General features: G+C 63.4%; 17 protein-coding genes and 1 pseudogene. 9 read left to right on the top strand and 9 right to left on the bottom strand.

The window, feature by feature from the left end; genetic code table 11:
* Positions 1 to 19: 19 nt before the first annotated feature.
* Positions 20 to 1,078 (bottom strand): ABC transporter substrate-binding protein, encoded by a 1,059-nt coding sequence (locus tag BVH03_RS16415; protein ID WP_027904654.1) that lies wholly within the window; start codon positions 1,076 to 1,078, stop codon positions 20 to 22.
* A 294-nt stretch (positions 1,079 to 1,372) separates the two neighbouring features.
* Here BVH03_RS16415 and BVH03_RS16410 point away from each other — a divergent pair, with 294 nt between their 5' ends.
* Both BVH03_RS16410 and BVH03_RS16405 read left to right on the top strand, forming a co-directional pair.
* Positions 1,373 to 2,089, top strand: a complete 717-nt coding sequence (locus BVH03_RS16410) for a UTRA domain-containing protein (RefSeq protein WP_075962163.1) — start codon at positions 1,373 to 1,375, stop codon at positions 2,087 to 2,089.
* Between the two features lie 443 nt (positions 2,090 to 2,532).
* Positions 2,533 to 3,723 (top strand): sugar transporter, encoded by a 1,191-nt coding sequence (locus tag BVH03_RS16405; protein WP_075962162.1) that lies wholly within the window; start codon positions 2,533 to 2,535, stop codon positions 3,721 to 3,723.
* Positions 3,724 to 3,740: 17 nt separating this feature from the next.
* On the opposite strand, the gene BVH03_RS16400 is transcribed toward BVH03_RS16405, so the two are convergent.
* Together BVH03_RS16400 and BVH03_RS16395 are read right to left on the bottom strand one after the other, a co-directional pair.
* Positions 3,741 to 4,286 carry a GNAT family N-acetyltransferase gene (locus BVH03_RS16400; RefSeq protein WP_075962161.1) on the bottom strand — a complete coding sequence of 182 codons (546 nt, stop codon included), beginning with the start codon at positions 4,284 to 4,286 and terminating at the stop codon, positions 3,741 to 3,743.
* A gap of 67 nt (positions 4,287 to 4,353) precedes the next feature.
* The gene (locus tag BVH03_RS16395; protein WP_075962160.1) at positions 4,354 to 4,941 is read right to left on the bottom strand and encodes an NAD(P)H-dependent oxidoreductase; all 588 of its coding nucleotides are present in this window, start codon (positions 4,939 to 4,941) and stop codon (positions 4,354 to 4,356) included.
* 154 nt (positions 4,942 to 5,095) lie between these two features.
* Between BVH03_RS16395 and BVH03_RS16390 the strand changes: the two genes are divergently transcribed.
* Together BVH03_RS16390 and BVH03_RS16385 are read left to right on the top strand one after the other, a co-directional pair.
* Complete coding sequence (locus BVH03_RS16390) at positions 5,096 to 5,401, top strand: putative quinol monooxygenase (protein ID WP_075962159.1); 306 nt, start codon at positions 5,096 to 5,098, stop codon at positions 5,399 to 5,401.
* An 84-nt stretch (positions 5,402 to 5,485) separates the two neighbouring features.
* Complete coding sequence (locus tag BVH03_RS16385) at positions 5,486 to 6,070, top strand: DUF4157 domain-containing protein (RefSeq protein WP_075962158.1); 585 nt, start codon at positions 5,486 to 5,488, stop codon at positions 6,068 to 6,070.
* Positions 6,071 to 6,077: 7 nt separating this feature from the next.
* Here the strand turns inward: BVH03_RS16385 and BVH03_RS16380 are convergent, their stop codons facing one another.
* Positions 6,078 to 6,434 (bottom strand): DoxX-like family protein, encoded by a 357-nt coding sequence (locus BVH03_RS16380; protein WP_075962157.1) that lies wholly within the window; start codon positions 6,432 to 6,434, stop codon positions 6,078 to 6,080.
* A complete protein-coding gene (locus BVH03_RS16375) occupies positions 6,427 to 6,852 on the bottom strand; it encodes a thiol-disulfide oxidoreductase DCC family protein (RefSeq protein WP_075962156.1) in 426 nt (141 codons plus the stop codon). Before BVH03_RS16375 ends, BVH03_RS16380 begins: the two co-directional genes overlap by 8 nt.
* Before the next feature lie 221 nt (positions 6,853 to 7,073).
* On the opposite strand from BVH03_RS16375, the pseudogene BVH03_RS27265 reads away from it, so the two are divergent.
* Positions 7,074 to 7,976: pseudogene (locus BVH03_RS27265) on the top strand (PAS domain-containing protein); the annotation flags it as partial.
* A complete protein-coding gene (locus BVH03_RS27260) occupies positions 7,956 to 8,513 on the top strand; it encodes a methyl-accepting chemotaxis protein (RefSeq protein WP_371915370.1) in 558 nt (185 codons plus the stop codon). The pseudogene BVH03_RS27265 and the gene BVH03_RS27260, both read left to right, overlap by 21 nt.
* Before the next feature lie 36 nt (positions 8,514 to 8,549).
* Here BVH03_RS27260 and BVH03_RS16365 read toward each other — a convergent pair whose 3' ends face one another.
* A complete protein-coding gene (locus BVH03_RS16365) occupies positions 8,550 to 8,987 on the bottom strand; it encodes an Lrp/AsnC family transcriptional regulator (protein WP_075962154.1) in 438 nt (145 codons plus the stop codon).
* Positions 8,988 to 9,117: 130 nt separating this feature from the next.
* Between BVH03_RS16365 and BVH03_RS16360 the strand changes: the two genes are divergently transcribed.
* Positions 9,118 to 10,014 (top strand): DMT family transporter, encoded by an 897-nt coding sequence (locus BVH03_RS16360; protein WP_075962282.1) that lies wholly within the window; start codon positions 9,118 to 9,120, stop codon positions 10,012 to 10,014.
* Positions 10,015 to 10,029: 15 nt separating this feature from the next.
* On the opposite strand, the gene BVH03_RS16355 is transcribed toward BVH03_RS16360, so the two are convergent.
* Positions 10,030 to 12,033: a U32 family peptidase gene (locus BVH03_RS16355; RefSeq protein WP_075962153.1), complete on the bottom strand. Its 2,004-nt coding sequence runs from the start codon at positions 12,031 to 12,033 to the stop codon at positions 10,030 to 10,032.
* A 175-nt stretch (positions 12,034 to 12,208) separates the two neighbouring features.
* On the opposite strand from BVH03_RS16355, the gene BVH03_RS16350 reads away from it, so the two are divergent.
* Positions 12,209 to 12,862 (top strand): YecA family protein, encoded by a 654-nt coding sequence (locus tag BVH03_RS16350; RefSeq protein ID WP_371915368.1) that lies wholly within the window; start codon positions 12,209 to 12,211, stop codon positions 12,860 to 12,862.
* Between the two features lie 9 nt (positions 12,863 to 12,871).
* On the opposite strand, the gene BVH03_RS16345 is transcribed toward BVH03_RS16350, so the two are convergent.
* Entirely contained in the window at positions 12,872 to 13,330 is a 459-nt protein-coding gene (locus BVH03_RS16345) for a BRO family protein (protein ID WP_075962151.1), read from the bottom strand.
* A 114-nt stretch (positions 13,331 to 13,444) separates the two neighbouring features.
* Between BVH03_RS16345 and BVH03_RS16340 the strand changes: the two genes are divergently transcribed.
* Positions 13,445 to 13,861, top strand: coding sequence for a transcriptional regulator (locus BVH03_RS16340; RefSeq protein ID WP_075962150.1), 417 nt, complete (start codon positions 13,445 to 13,447; stop codon positions 13,859 to 13,861).
* Between the two features lie 366 nt (positions 13,862 to 14,227).
* On the opposite strand, the gene BVH03_RS16335 is transcribed toward BVH03_RS16340, so the two are convergent.
* Positions 14,228 to 15,874, bottom strand: coding sequence for a methyl-accepting chemotaxis protein (locus tag BVH03_RS16335; protein WP_075962149.1), 1,647 nt, complete (start codon positions 15,872 to 15,874; stop codon positions 14,228 to 14,230).
* Positions 15,875 to 15,967 lie beyond the last annotated feature (93 nt).

Below are 15,967 nucleotides of genomic sequence, written 5' to 3'. Positions count from 1 at the left end.
GGGCTACAGGTTGCCTGGATCACTCCATGTTGATGATCACGTTTTCCTGCCACTGCTGCGGCAGGGCCTTGGAGGTCGCTTCCCAGGCGGCGGCATCCTTGATCGGCTTGACCTTGGCGTACTGCTCGTTGGGCAGCAGCTTGGCCTGTACTTCAGCCGGCAGGGTCAGGTGCTCGGCGCGAATCGGCCGGGCGTTGCCCTTGGCCAGGTTGATCTGCCCGGCATCGCTGAAGATGTATTCGCGGGTCAGCTTGGCGGCGTTGGGGTGCTTGGCGTATTTGTTGATGATGGTGGTGTAGCCGGAGATCACCGAGCCATCGGACGGGATCAGCACCTCGAAGCGGTTCGGGTCGATCTGGTCGCGGTAGGACAGGCCGTTGAAGTCCCAGACGATACCGACTTCCACTTCACCCTTCTCGAGGGTCTGGATGGTCGGGTTGGCCAGCGACAGGCGACCCTGCTCGGCGATCTCGGCGAAGAAGTCCAGGCCCGGCTGGATGTTCTTCTCGTCGCCGCCATTGGCGATGGCCGCGGCCAGCACACCGTTGACCGCCTGGGCGGCAGCGCTGACGTCGCCGATGGCGACGCGGTACTTGCCGGTCTTGAGGTCGGCCCAGCTTTTCGGCACGTCCTTGACTAACTGCTTGTTGACGATGAAGGCGATCGAGCCGGTGTAGGCGAGCGCCCAGTGGCCGTCCTTGTCCTTGGCCCACTCGGGTACCTGGTCCCAGGTGCTCGGCTTGTAGGGCTGGGTCACGCCCTGCTGCACGGCGATGGGGCCGAATGCGGCGCCCACGTCACCGATGTCGGCGGTGGCGTTGTCCTTCTCGGCCGCGAACTTGGCAATTTCCTGGGCCGAACTCATGTCGGTGTCCATGTGCTTGAGGCCGTATTTGTCGGCCAGGTCCTGCCAGGTGTCCTTCCAGTTGGCCCAACTGTCCGGCATGCCGACGCTGTTCACGGCGCCTTCCTTGCGTGCGGCCTGTTCCAGTGCAGTTAAATCCGTCTCGGCGGCCATGGCGTGGGAGGCGAGAGCGATGGCGCTGCCCATCAGCGATGCCAGTAGCAGTTGTTTCATTGGGAAACTCCTTTGCATTGAGAGGTTGGTCTAGATCAGCAAGAGCCAAGCCAATGTAGGTGCTGCCAATGACAGTTTCGTGTCGACGGGATCGGGCGCCTGGCATCGGCGTTGCGCTTAAAGAGCGTAGACCAGCTCAATCCTTTGAATTGCCTGGCATGGGCCCTGCTTGCAGCCTGGCTGTCATCTGCCGGTCATGGTGCTTGCCTAGGCTTGCCGGACCAGAGGCAGCCGCACGGATGGCTGCGACATGCCCTGTAATAAGGCTGGTCTAGTCCAAAAGGAATCAAGGTGATGCGCGATGACACGCCGCGGGCCGTTACCATCATTTGCCGCGCGTTGCAGGAGCAGATCGAACACGGCCTGCTGCCTGCCGGTTGCAAGCTGCCGGCCGAGCGCCGCCTGAGCGATCTGTTCGACACCACCCGCATTACCCTGCGTGAGGCGTTGGGGCAGCTGGAGGCCCAGGGGCTGGTGTACCGCGAGGAGCGCCGCGGCTGGTTCGTGTCGCCGGCGCGGGTGGCCTATAACCCATCGGTGCGCACCCATTTCCATGCCATGGTCGCCGAACAGGGCCGGGTGCCGGCCACCGAGGTGCTGAGCGCCCGGTTGATGCCGGCCAACGCGCAGATCTGCCAGGTGCTCGGCCTGTCGGGGCTGTCGAGCGTCTACCAGATCCGCCGGGCGCGGCGCATCGACGGGCGCCTGGTGCTGTACGTCGAGCATTACCTGAACCCGGGTTACTTTCCCGGCATTCTTGATTTCGACCTGACCCGCTCGCTGACCGAGCTGTACGCCAGCGAATACGACGTGCGTTACGGCCGCGTGCGCTTCGACATGGTGCCCACCGCGCTGCATGCCGACGCCGCGGCGGCGCTCAAGGTCGCCGCCGGCAGCCCGGCACTGCGCATCACCCGGGTCAACCGCGACCAGCATGGTCGGCTGATCGACTGCGACCTGGAGTACTGGCGCCATGATGCGATTCATATCAGTGTGGAAGTGCCGGATTGATGCCGGTAAAAACGGATTTCGGCGTATTACTTGTGGGAACGGGCCATGCCCGTGATTTCGCGGGCATGGCCCGCTCCCACAGGTACTGCATCGATGGCTGCTTCTATCTTGAAACTGCCTCGCCCACGCCCGTAAACGGCAACCCATGATCGTTCCGAAGACCGGCCGTCGCCCATCCAAATAACGTTTTCCCGAGCATATTGTTCAGCCGCCAGGCCGTGCGTAGAATCGCCGCTGCAGGCCATCCCATACCTATAATTTTCCGCACTCCGCATCGCCACTCCCAGCGTTCATCGCCATTGGGAGCGCGAGCTGCCGTGTGCGTGTTCGTCGTGTATGGGGCTCATATTTTTTCGTTCGCTTCCTACCGCGCTCGTTGCCATCCGGCTTCGGGCGATTGGCCGTTGTAGCCGAGGCGTTCCCCAAGGGCGGATATCAGCCACATGAACACACCGGAACAAGCGCACAGCGGTAGCTGGCTGAGCGTGATCGCCTTGGCGCTGGGCGCCTTCATCTTCAATACCACCGAGTTCGTGCCGGTCGGCTTGCTGAGCCAGATCGGCCACAGCTTCGAGATGACCACCGCCAGCGTCGGCCTGATGCTGACCATCTATGCCTGGGTGGTGGCGTTGGCCTCGTTGCCGCTGATGCTGCTGACCCACAATATCGAGCGGCGCAAGCTGTTGGCCTTCGTGTTCGTGCTGTTCATCGCCAGCCATGTGCTGTCCGGCATCGCCTGGAATTTCACCGTGCTGGTGATCAGCCGCATCGGCATCGCCCTGGCCCACGCGCTGTTCTGGGCGATCACCGCGTCCCTGGCGGTGCGGGTGGCGCCGCCAGGCAAGCAGGCGCAAGCCCTTGGCCTGCTGGCGACCGGCAGTGCGCTGGCCATGGTGCTGGGCATTCCCCTGGGCCGGGTGATCGGCGAGGTGCTGGGCTGGCGCACGACCTTCACCACCATCGCCGTGGTGGCCGGTGTGGTGGTGCTGTGCCTGATCAAGAGCCTGCCGCTGCTGCCGAGCCAGAACTCCGGCTCGTTGCGCAGCCTGCCGGTGTTGTTCAAGCGCCCGGCGCTGGTCACCGTGTACGTGCTTACCGCCCTGGTGATCACCGCTCATTTCACCGCGTACACCTACATCGAGCCGTTCGCCCTGGAAGTCGCCGGCATCACTGCAGATATGGTCACCGTGCTGCTGTTGCTGTTCGGCTGTGCGGGGATCATCGGTTCGATCCTGTTCAGCCGCTACAGCACGCGCTTCCCACGTGGGTTCGTGATCACCGCCATCGGCACGCTGAGCCTGTGCATGCTGCTCCTGCTGCCGGTAGCTCGCGAGCATGCTTATCTCGCCACGCTGAGCGTGATCTGGGGCGTCGCCATGATGTGCTTCGGCCTTGCCTTGCAGGCCAAGGTGCTCAACCTTGCTTCGGACGCCACCGATGTGGCCATGGCGCTGTTCTCGGGCATCTTCAACGTCGGTATCGGCGGTGGTGCCTTGCTTGGCAGCCTGGTGAGTAGCCAGCTGGGTGTGGCCAATGTGGGCATCGTCGGCGGCCTGCTTGGCATCGCCGGCCTGCTGCTGTGCGGGGTGACCACCTACCGCTTTTCCCGGCCACTCAAGCCGCAGCCGCTGTGATGCAGCACCGGCAGATTTCAGGTCTGCCGGTTTAGCCATTCCTCGCGGCTGAGCGCCCAGGTCTGGGAGGGCAACCGGCCGCACACATAATCGCTCTCGCCGGTCGCCACCAGGCGCATGCCTTCACGTTCGGATAGTCGCTGCGAGGCGATATTGGCCAGCGCCTTGGGCACCTCCATCAGCGGGCGCTGCAGCACCTCGAACCAGTAGCGGTTGACCGCCACGCAGGCCTCGCTCATCAGGCCCTGACGTTGCCAGCCTGGCGCTATCCAGAAGCCGCGGTTGTTGCCCGGCGTATCCATCAGGCTGACCACGCCGATCACCCGCTCTGGCTCGGCGATGGGCCGCAGCGTCCAGTGCCATTGCTGGCCGGCGGCCATGGCGGGCAGGGCGACATCGCGCAGGTAGCCTAGCGCGCCATCGGCCGGGTAGGGCCAGGGCACCTGGGCATTGAGGTAGCGCACCACCTCCCATTGGCCGAACAGCGGCTGGATCTGCTCGGCGTCAGCCAGTTGCAGGGGCTGCAACAGCAGGCGCGGGGTATGGAGGCTGGGAAGGGGCATCGGGGGCAGTCCATGGCGAGGCGGAGCGACCGATAGTGCCGGTCGCGGCCCCGTTTGTCATGCCGTGTCAGGCGCTCTGCAGCACGCGGGCCAGGTGTTCGCGGTAGCGCTGCACGTCACGCTCGACATCCGGGCGCTTCATCACGTCCACGCACAGAAAGGTCGGCAGGGCGCGCATGCCCAGGAATTGCTGGGACTTGTGGAAGGGGAAGTAGACCGCGTCCACGCCCTTGCCCTCGAAGAAATCGCTGGGGTCATCAAAGGCCTGCTGCGGGGCGTTCCAGGTCAGCGACAGCATGTACTGCTTGCCGTGGATCAGGCCGCCGCTGCCGTACTTCTGCGAGGCGTCGGAGCGGGTGCGGCCGTCGTTGGCGTACAGGCTGCCATGGCCTTCGGTGAACACTTCGTCGATGTATTTCTTGACGATCCACGGCGCGCCCATCCACCAGCCCGGCATCTGGTAGATCACCACGTCGGCCCAGAGAAATTTCTGCACTTCCTCGGCGACGTCATAGCCGGCGTCGATCTCGGTGGTCTTGAATTCGCTACCGGCCTGGTCGAGAAATGCGGCGGCGGTTTCGTGCAGCGTGCGGTTGAGGCGGCCGTCGGAATGGGCGAATTGCTTGCCGCCGTTGAGGAGCAGGATCTTTTTCATGGAGGCGTCTCCGTAACTGATCGAATGGGCTCAGGTTACGGCTTCACGCGCAGGAGAAAAATGCCGCCAAGGGCAAATTACTTTTGCCTCGAATGCATGAATACCTGGCTTTTATCTGCGCTAGGGTGCAGCAGTACTTACCAAGGAGATTCCCATGTACGGCTTCATTCTTCACGCCCACACCCGCCCGGAGCGAGCCGATGCCTTCGAGCAACTGTTTCGCGCTTACGTCGAGCCGAGCCGCGCCGAGCCTGGCTGCATCGAATATCACATGCTGCGCGATGCCGCGGACCCGACGCTATTCATCTTCTTCGAGGTCTGGCAGTCCCGCGAGCACCTGGCGATGCACACGGCGCTGCCGCACATGCGCGATTTTCACGAGCGGCGCATGGAGTACCTGAGTCGCGATTTCGATATCCGCGAAATCCAGATGCTCAGCCCGTCGTCGTCCGGCGCGTAGGTAATTGGCTATCCTCCGCGGCAGGGCTGGACAAGCGCAGCGGCTGACGCCATGGTCGCCTCTTTGGTCGATCGAGGGCGACGCATGTCCAAACGCGTTCTGTTGTATGTGCTGTTGACGGTTGTGCCGGTGCCTGCCGCATTGGCCTGCGCGCCGGGTGAAACCCAGGTGTGCCTGGGCGGGTGCATTTGCGTGCCGGACCCTAACGGCGTGCTCGGGCCGATGCAGGAGCGCGCCGGCACCCTCACCGCAGCCGCGCTGGAAGGCTGGATCCTGCGCTCGCGCGAGTCGGCTGTGCGCCAGGGTACCTTGCCGATCCCGCCGCAGATTCGCCAGCAGTTATTGCCGTTCTACGCCGCCGAACTGCTCGATGCGGTGCGTTATAAAGTGGGGGATCTGGACGAGCTGAGCGCCGCCCGCAACGTCATGCAGAACCCGGACATCCAGGCGGTCACCCTGATCGACATCATCGTCTTTCGCGATGCGCGGATGGCCGTGCAGGATGCCACACTGTGGGCCCATGAACTGCTCCACGTGCAACAGTATCGGGAGTGGGGCACGGCAGGCTTCGCGGCGCGCTACAGCCGCGACTTCAATGCCGTCGAGGCGCCGGCCTACCGCCGCCAGGCCGAAATCGCGCGGCTGCTACGCGAGCAGGCCGGCCAGTGATGAGGTGTCAGGCGTGCGGCCGGCCGCGCAGTGCGATCATGCCGAGCACCAGGGCGGCGAGGTTCAGCGTCAACGGATTGAAGGCCTGGGTCAGTAGCGCTGGCGCGAAGATCGCCACATCCACCAGCAGCACCAGCAACGCAGCCTGCGCCACGTAGAGCGGCCAGCGCTGCCGGTGCAGCAGGGCGATGAGCAGCCCCAGCAGCAATTCACCGGCACCCGCCAGGGCCAGCACACCGTGCGACAGGCCGTGAGCATCGAGCAACTGCAGTTCGGTGGCGTCGCGCATCAGCAGCTTGGGCACCAGCCCGTGGTAGATGAAGATCGCGGCCACCGTCAGGCGCGCCAGACGGGCGTCAGTCATGCAGGAAACGCTCGCGGTCTTCTGGGCGTGGCACCTGGCAATAGTCGTGGCGACCGAACAGGCGGTAGCGATTGTGGGCGATGGGGTCGTACATCCAGTCGCGCAAGCGGCGTGGTATGACGCGCACCACCGCCGCCCAGCGCCAGGGTGCCGGCAACTGACCGAGGATGGCTAGAATGGCGTCGCTGCGTTGCAGGGCCTTGTCGCCTTCGACAAACAGCAGCGTATCGAAACGATCCAGTGGCATGCCGAACCACGCCAGAATCGCCTGGCCCTGGGGCGACTGTACACTGCACAGCTTGAGCTTGCGGGAGCGGTCATGGCGAATCACAAAGCGGCTCCAGCCGTTGCACAGCTTGCACACACCATCGAACAGCACGACGCGATCACCGGCCTGCAGGTGGGGTGGGTAAGCCATGGATGTGCTCCGTACTGAAGGAAGTCTCAGCTTAACGCAACCACGCCTGTAGAACCGGTATTTTGCCGGGTTCGAAACACGACAGGCATGCTGCGACCGTCAAACAGGAAGAAGGGGTGTTCCCTGAACGGAAGAACTTTCGTTTCTCTGGTCGACGACTATTTTCCGCTTTGACATTTGGCCTGCCACAGGCGGCGCGTATTTTCCTCGCAAAACCCGCGATGACCGTGTGCCTACCTTCTATGCTTGATGGCAGATCGGCATCCAACTTCGCCGATGGTCGGCCCCTCAACAAATCGGCAGGGCAGCCGATGACCTTCCACATCGTTGCTTTTTGGAGAAAGAGCATGTTCGGTAGTCACCTCAAGAAAGAACTGCAGGCCAAGGATGCCGAACTGTCGCTGCTCCGACAGCTGTACAAAGGCATTGATAACGAGATGATCACACTGACCATCGATCCCGATTTTCGAATCATCGAAGTCAACGCCAACTTCTCACGCTTCATTGGCCACGCCCCGGAGCAACTAGCCAACCGGCCGATGAGCGACATCGTGCCGGCGTACGTGAAGAACCTGCCGTGTTTCAAGAAACTCAGCGAGGCGGTGCGTACCGGGCGTTCGGTCAGCGACCGCTACCGGTTCACCCGCGCCGATGGTGCCCTGGTGTGGATCCAGGCCTGCTGGCAGCCGGTGGTCGATGAGAGTGGCAAGGTGCGCCGCGCACAGTGCTTCGGTTCCGAGATCACCGAAAGCATGAACCGTGCGCGGGAAAACGAGGACTTCATCAACGCCCTGTTACGTTCCACGGCGGTGATCGAGTTCGATCTGGCTGGCAATGTGCTGACCGCCAACGATCAGTTCCTGCACGGTATGGGCTACAGTCTGGAGCGCATCAAGGGCAAGCACCACAGCATGTTCTGCGACTCCCAGGAAACCCATTCTTCCGAGTACAAGCAGTTCTGGGAGCGCCTCAATCGTGGCGAGTTCGTGGCCGGTCGCTTCAAGCGCATCGACAGCCATGGCCAGGTGGTCTGGCTGGAGGCGACCTACAACCCGGTACACGACACTCAGGACAAGCTCTACAAGGTGGTCAAGTTCGCCACGGTGGTCACCGACCAGGTCAACCGTGAGGAAGAGGTCAACGATGCGGCGGGAATAGCCTACGGCATTTCCCAGCAGACCGACACCACCGCCCAGCGCGGCGCCCAGGTGGTCACCGATACGGTGCAGACCATGCAGCGCATCTCCGAACAGATGGGCTCGGCTTCCGAAGGCATCGAGGCGCTGGGCAAGCAGTCGGTGCTGATCAGCACCATGGTGCAGACCATCGGCAGCATCGCCCAGCAGACCAACCTGCTGGCGCTCAACGCTGCCATCGAGGCGGCGCGGGCCGGCGAGCAGGGGCGCGGCTTCGCGGTGGTCGCTGACGAAGTCAGGCAACTGGCCAGCCGCACCAGCAAGGCCACCGAAGAGATCGTCGGCGTGGTGCAGGAAAATCAGAAGCTGGTCGATGCCGCCGTGCGCGATATGGCCAGCAGCCGTCAGCAGGCCGAAGCCGGGCTCGAGCTGGCCAACCAGGCCGGCGACGTGATCGTCGAAATCCGCCAGGGCGCCAAGCAGGTGCTCGGTGCGGTGGAGCGCTTCGCCAGCCAGTTGAAATGAGGCCGGGCACGATGGCGAGTCGTCTCGCCATCGTGATCATTCCATCGGCGGCAGCCGTCGTTTTACCGTGGTCTTCTTGACGATGGCGGTGTTGGTCAGGGCATAGACGTTGATGTGGTCGAGTATCTCGTCCAGCTGCTCCATCGAGCGTACGTGGAGGCGGGCGATGAAACAGTCCTCGCCGGTGACCTTGTCGCACTCGGTGAATTGCGGCGTGGCCTCGATCTGCCGCTGCACTTCGTGCAACTGGCCGGGTAGCGGGCGGATGCGCACGATCGCCTGCAACTGGTAGCCGAACGCGCGTGGGTCGATGTCCACGCCGTAGCCTTTCAATACTCCTTTATCTTCGAGTTTGCGCAGCCGCTCCGCCACGCTTGGTGAGGACAGGCCGCTGATCTGCGCCAGGGCCTTCAGCGAGCGGCGCGAGTCTTCGGTCAGGGCCACGATCAGTTGCTGGTCGATTTCATCGATCATGCTGGCTCCAAAGGCGATTCTCCATTTAGGCCTTGATAGTAAAGCCGGATGGGATGTTTTGCCTGTCTTTCGCCATGGAGCGCCGCTGCGCCGATTGCCATAATCCGTGCCTCACACAAGGGGCACGATGATGGACAAGCAGATTCATAGAGGCACGCTGGAAATGGTCGCCGCCATGCTGATTTCCGGCACCATCGGCTGGTTCGTGCTGCTCACCGGCCTGCCGGTATTTGAGGTGGTGTTCTGGCGCTGCGTGTTCGGCGCGCTGACGTTGCTGGTGGTCTGCGCCATGCTCGGCTTTCTGCGCCCGGGCCTGCTCAGCCGCTATACGGCGATGCTGGCGATGGTCAGCGGGGTGGCCATCGTCGGTAACTGGCTGCTGCTGTTCGCGTCCTATTCCCGCGCCTCGATCGCCATCGGCACCGCGGTCTACAACGTCCAGCCGTTCTTGCTGGTGGTCTTGGCGGCGCTGTTTCTCGGTGAAAAACTTACCCTGCAGAAGCTTGCCTGGCTGTCGATCTCGTTTCTCGGCATGTTGGCCATCGTCAGCGCCCACGGCAGCGCCGGGCTGGGCGGCGGCGACTACCTGACGGGCATCGGCTTCGCCCTGGGCGCGGCCTTTCTGTACGCCGTGGCCGCATTGATCATCAAGAAGCTCAAGGGCATACCACCGCACCTGATCGCGCTGATCCAGGTGAGCGTTGGTGTGCTGATGCTGGCGCCGCTCGCCGACTTCACCACGCTACCCCAAGGCCAGCAGACCTGGTCGATCCTGCTCACCCTGGGCGTGGTGCACACCGGCGGCATGTACGTGCTGCTCTACGGCGCCATCCAGAAGCTGCCCACGGCGCTGACCGGCGCGCTTTCCTTCATCTACCCGATCGCAGCGATTGCCGTCGACTGGGTCGCCTTCGACCACCAGCTCAGTGCGCTGCAGTGGCTGGGCGTCGTGGCCATCCTGCTGGCAGCGGCGGGGATGCAGCAGGGGTGGAGCTTGCGCGCCTGGTGGTGGCGAAGCGTCAGCTAATGAAGGCTGGCGCTCTCAGTGCGGCGCCTGGCGTCGCGCCGTTTTCAGCAGGTCTTCCGGGCTGATATGGCCGACCACCTGGCTGGCGGCGCTGCCCGGTAGCGGCAGGTCGAGGATGTGGCCTTTCATCTTGCCCACCACGTGCATCTCGCACGGCTTGCAGTCGAACTTCAGGGTCAGCACCTCGTCGCCGTGTACCAGTTGCATCGGCGCGACCTTGGTCTTCACGCCGGTGACGCCCTTGGCCTGTTTAGGGCACAGGTTGAAGGAGAAGCGCAGGCAGTGCTTGGTGATCATCACCGGCACTTCGCCTTCTTCTTCGTGGGCCTCGTAGGCGGCGTCGATAAGCTGCACGCCGTGGCGGTGATAGAACTCGCGGGCCTTGTGGTTGTAGACGTTGGCCAGGAACGACAGGTGCGACTCGGGGTACACCGGCGGCGGGTTGCTCTCGGCCTTGCGCCTACCACGCGGGTGCGCGGCGACGCGGGCTGCGGTCAGCGCCTCGATGGCCTCGCGGCGCAGGCTTTTCAGCTGTGAGTTGGGCACGAAGAACGCCTGCGGTGCATCGAGGGCGACGCCCTGGGCGTGGTAGATGGTGGTGCCCAGCTGGGTCAGCAGGTCACGCAGGCCCTCAAGCGCCTGTTCTGGCTTGTTCGCCGCGCCGAAGGGGCCGTCCAGGCTGACGTTGGCGCTGATGCCTTCTTCGCTGGTGGCGGTGAGCTTGAGTGCGTTTTCACGCAGCTGGGCTTTCCAGCTCACACCGATGCGTCGTTCTGCCGAGGTCTTCTGCAACGCCTGCTGCCAGTTATGGTCGAGGTTGCGCGATAGCGGATGATTGGGGCGCAGACGAAACAGCCCTTCGGGCATCTCGTTGGGCTCGACGCGGTAGCGGTAGCGCTTCTCGCCGTCTTCCTCGAACTCGTTTTTGAGTTCGGCGATGTTGGCGCGGAAGCCGACGACCTCGCGCTTGACCAGCACGTTGAGGCCGTCGCCATTGGACAGCGGTTCATGGGTGACGGCGATCAGGTCGCGCTTGTTCACCTTCTCGACATGGCCGACAGAGAGCCCGGTGAAGGTCGGTGAGTCGAAGGCGCCGATGTCCACCTTGCGCTCGGTGACGAAGTAATCGGTGCTGCCGCGGTGGAAGGTCTTGTCCGGGTCGGGCACGAAGAAGTGCGCGGTATGGCCGCTGGAGGCGCGGGCCAGGTCCGGGCGGTCTTCGAGAATCGCGTCGAGCTCGCGGCGGTAGTGGGCGGTGATGTTCTTCACGTAGGCCACATCCTTGTAGCGGCCCTCGATCTTGAACGAGCGCACCCCGGCCTCGACCAGGGCGCGCAGGTTGGCGCTCTGGTTGTTGTCCTTCATGGACAGCAGGTGTTTCTCGTAGGCGATCACGCCGCCTTTCTCATCCTTGAGGGTGTAGGGGAGGCGGCAGGCCTGGGAGCAGTCGCCGCGGTTGGCGCTGCGCCCGGTCTGGGCATGGGAGATGTTGCACTTGCCGGAGAACGCCACGCACAGCGCGCCATGGATGAAGAATTCGATGGCAGCATCGGTTTCATCGGCGATAGTGCGAATTTCCTGGAGGTTCAGCTCGCGGGCCAATACCAACTGAGAGAAGCCGGCCTGGTCGAGAAACTTGGCGCGGCCCAGAGTGCGGATGTCGGTCTGGGTGCTGGCATGCAGCTCGATGGGCGGGATGTCCAGGTCCAGCACGCCGAGGTCCTGCACGATCAGCGCGTCCACGCCCGCGTCGTAGAGCTGGTGGATCAGCGCGCGCGCCGGCTCCAGCTCGTCGTCATGCAGGATGGTGTTGATGGTGGTGAAGATGCGCGCATGATAGCGCCGGGCGAACTCCACCAGCCTGGCGATATCGGCCACCTCGTTGCAGGCGTTGTGCCGGGCACCGAAGCTCGGGCCGCCGATGTAGACGGCGTCGGCGCCATGCAGAATGGCCTCGCGAGCGATCTCGACATCGCGGGCAGGGCTGAGCAGTTCCAGGTGGTTCTTGGGCAAGGACATGGTTTTTCTTTATAGGCAGCGAGGGGCTGCAGGCGCTGCAGCGTTCCTCTGGGGCACGGTTTGGCGCGCATTGTACCGGGCCATCGCCGCCTCGGCACCCGTGATGTGCCGGACGGCTGGTGAGGCTGTTGGCGGCCGGCCATCTGTGGGAAAGTAGCGGCCTTTTTTTCGAAGGATGTTTGCGATGGATAACAGAGGGCTCGAAAAGCTCGATCAGTTGTTGCTCAAGTATGGCAACGACGACTCGATTCTTTCCGCCAGCGAACTGGACGGTTATTTCGCGGCCATCGTGTCCGGGCCTCGGCAGATCGACCCTGGCATCTGGTATCCGCCCATCTGGGCCGAGCAGTTGCCCAAATGGGCCAACGACAAGGAAGGCGAGCGCTTCACCAAGCTGGCTGTCGAGCTGATGAGCGAAGCCGCCTATATGCTCGGCGAGGAGCCGGACGATTACGAGGCCATCTTCCTGGCCGACGACAATGGCAAGGGTGAGAAACTCATCGTCTCGCAGTGGTGCGCCGGTTATCTGCGCGGCGCTCAGGTGGCGGGCTGGATCGATGCCGAGCTGCCCGAGGCGCAGCAGACAGCACTGGCGAACATTACCCTGCACGGCAGCGAAGAGGGTGTGGAGACGCTCAACGCCATGTCCGATGAGCAATACGACGCCTCGGTCGCCACCGTCGAGCCAGCGGCCCTGGCACTGTACGACTACTGGCAGCAGCATCTGGAACAGGTGCTGCCGGTACGCCGTGAAGAAACCAAGGTTGGCCGTAACGACCCGTGCACCTGTGGCAGCGGCAAGAAGTACAAGCAGTGCTGCGGCCGTTGACGCACCGAGTTACGGGGCGGTCGTGCATTTGGCGATCTTGATGGGGTCCTCACCAGCACCGAACAGCGTTACCGCATCCTGCATCGACAACCACCAGGCTTCCTGCCAGTGCAGCAGTTGCAGGTGATGGTCCCCGGTGGCGAGTTTATGGCGCTGCGGTTTGGCTGACTGGTCGAGCTGTGACGTTAAAACGATCCGGCACAACCAGTCGTACAGCCGTGTGGCGCGGTTTGGAGGGCTGTGATGAGTCAGTTGCAGAACATTGCGCAAGTCGATCATCGCCTGCGGCGATTGCTCGTTGCCGAACACAATGCCGCCCGGGTCACAGTGATAGAGCAGCGCGGCCTGGCTGTCCGAATACTGCAGAGCTGAACAGATGGTTTCTGCAGAAAACCAGAGGCGCCCATCGGCACCGTTGCGAACGGCAACGTGTTTTCCCTCGAAGTGAAACGACCATACCTTGTTCATGACGCCTCCCTTTGCATTATCTGCATTGCGCTGGCTGTCATGAAACCATGAATTTAATTTAGAATTCAATCGTATGTTCAATCAAGCATGGAAGCGGAATTTAACGTCCGCCCCATGACTGAGAAAACCGAATTCGCCCAGCGCCTGCGCGACGCCATGCTCGCTGCGGGCTACCCTGATCGTCCCGCTGTGCTGGAGCGGGAGTTCAACTCCCGCTATTGGGGCCGCTCCGTAACCTTCCAGGCGGTATCACGTTGGCTGCGCGGCCAGGCCATTCCCTCCCAGGACAAGCTGCAAGTGCTGGCCGAATGGTTGCGCATCGAGCCACAGGCGCTGCGTTTCGGCGAGCGCGCCGCCCTGGCCGCACGGGAGCAACGCGGGCGTTGGGAAGACCCAAGCTTTTATCCCGAGCGCGAGGCGGTGGAGGCCTTCCTGGCGCTGCCGGCCCAGCAGCGCAAGGTAGTGCGCGACGTGATCATGGCCTTCGCCCAGAGCGCCGCCGCCACCGCCAGCAAACCTGGCCGCGAGTGAGCGCCTACCGGCAGAAATCCTGCCTTCGACGCGGCGTGCGGGGCGATGACCGCCAGGGGGCGATTCTGTTGAAAGATCGTGTTGGCCAGAGCGGCCTATTCAGGGGCTCAAACGCCGCTGATTAGTGCGCTGCCAGGTGAAATCCCGTGCAGTTCTGCCCCGCAAATGGCTCAGACCGCAGCGAAGGCAATGCGCCCTTTGGGCAGAATTTTTCAACATGATCGGGGTACGCGGCCTGTCGAAGAGCCACTGTGGGAGCGGGCCACGCCCGCGATTTCGTGCGCATGGCGCGCTCCCACAAACAGCCGATTTTTCGTCGTTCCATCGCAACGGGGGCCCGGGTACCCCAAGAGCGTGAACAGGTTTTTACAGCTGGAAGCGGCTGATGTTCTCGCGCAGGGCTTCGCTGGTGCGAGCCAGGCTCTCGCTCTCGCGCTGAGTGGCGGCGAAGGCCTGGGCCGATTGGGCACTGCTGTCGCGCACGGTGACGACGCTCTGGTTGATCTGTTCGGCCACCGTGCTCTGTTCCTCGGCCGCCGCGGCGATCTGCTGGTTCATGCCGTTGATGCGTTCGATCATGGCGACGATCCGCGCCACCGTCTCGCCGGCCTGGGACACGCCCTCGACCGACTGCTGGCTGGACGCCTGGCAGTGCTGCATGTACTGCGCGGCTTCGTCGGTAATGCGCTGCAGGTTGCCGATCAGGCCTTCGATTTCCGCCGTTGCGCCCTGGGTACGCTGGGCCAGGCCACGGACCTCGTCGGCGACCACGGCGAAACCGCGCCCGGCCTCGCCGGCCCGTGCCGCCTCGATGGCGGCGTTGAGGGCCAGCAGGTTGGTCTGATCGGCGACTGCCTTGATCACGTCCAGCACGCTGCCGATGTTGACGCTCTGCTGCTTGAGGTTGGCCATCGCTTCGGCCGAGTGGTCGATGACCTCAGCCAGGTTGCCAATCAGATGAACCGCGTGACGGGTCTTGTCCTGGCCTTCCACCGCGGCGGTATCCGCTTCGCCTGCGGCCAGCGCGGCGGTCTCCGCGTTACGCGCCACTTCTTGCACGGTGGCCGACATCTCGTGAATGGCGGTGACGATCTGCTCGATCTGCAACTGTGCGCTGGCCACCCCGTCGGCATTCAGTTGGCTGGATTCGGCCAGTTCCTGACTGGCAGCCGCCACCGACTGCGAGGAGGCGTCGATGCGCTGAGCCATATCGCGCAGGTTGCCCTGCATCTTGCGCAGCGAACCGTGCACACCGTGGCCGCTGGCGCTACCGTCGGCTTGGCGCAGGTCGCCCTCGGCCACCTGTTGTGCGAGGCGGTCCAGATCGCTTGGCTCGGCGCCCAGGGCACGCAGCAGGCCACGGGTGATCAGATGGCCGAGCAGCACGGCCAGCAGGGCCGAGAACATGGCGATGCCGATCAGCAGGTTGCGTTGCTGGCGGTAGTTTGCATCGTTCTGCGCCAGTTGCTCGCCGGCCACATTCTCGGTGTAGGTCAGGTAGGCGTTGATGGCCTGGGTCAGGTTGTTGAGCAGCGGTGTGCATTGCTGGGAGATCATGGCGATGGCTACGGCGTCCTCGCCGGCGAACACATGCTCGGCGATGCGCAGGGCCACTGGCTCGTAGCGTTGCTCGATGGCCTTGATGTCGTTGAACAGGTTGCGTGCGGCTGGCGATACGTCGGGGTCACGGTCGATTTCCCGGCCCAGGGCATCCAGCTCCCGCGTCACCAGTTCGTTGGCAGCATTGATTGCCGAGCGCTGGGCGTTGCGCTCGCCGTGGTCGGTGATCAGCACCAGGTTACGCAGGGCGATGGCCCGTTCCTTGGACGCGTTGGCCAGCAAGCTGGCCAGCTTGGCGCGGTGGTCGAGGCCGTTGATGTAGCGTGAGAAGCTGTCGTTGACCGCCGACAGTTGATACAGCGAGGCACCGGCTACCAACAACAGTAGCAATACCAGAACGGCGTAGCTCAGGGAGAGCGTCGTTCGGGTGGACAACTGGCGGGATTGGGACATGGGATCTTCTCTTGAGTTGGCGGGTGCGTGGTGGGCTCGGACGGTTTTCGATCGTTTATCGGCAGTGTTCACTTGGTCGCATCCGCTACGGCG

It is taken from the genome of Pseudomonas sp. PA15(2017) (assembly GCF_001945395.1).
Classification (GTDB): Bacteria; Pseudomonadota; Gammaproteobacteria; order Pseudomonadales; family Pseudomonadaceae; genus Aquipseudomonas.
Note: the sequence above shows the minus strand (reverse complement) of the source record. Positions and strands in the feature narration are given on the sequence as shown.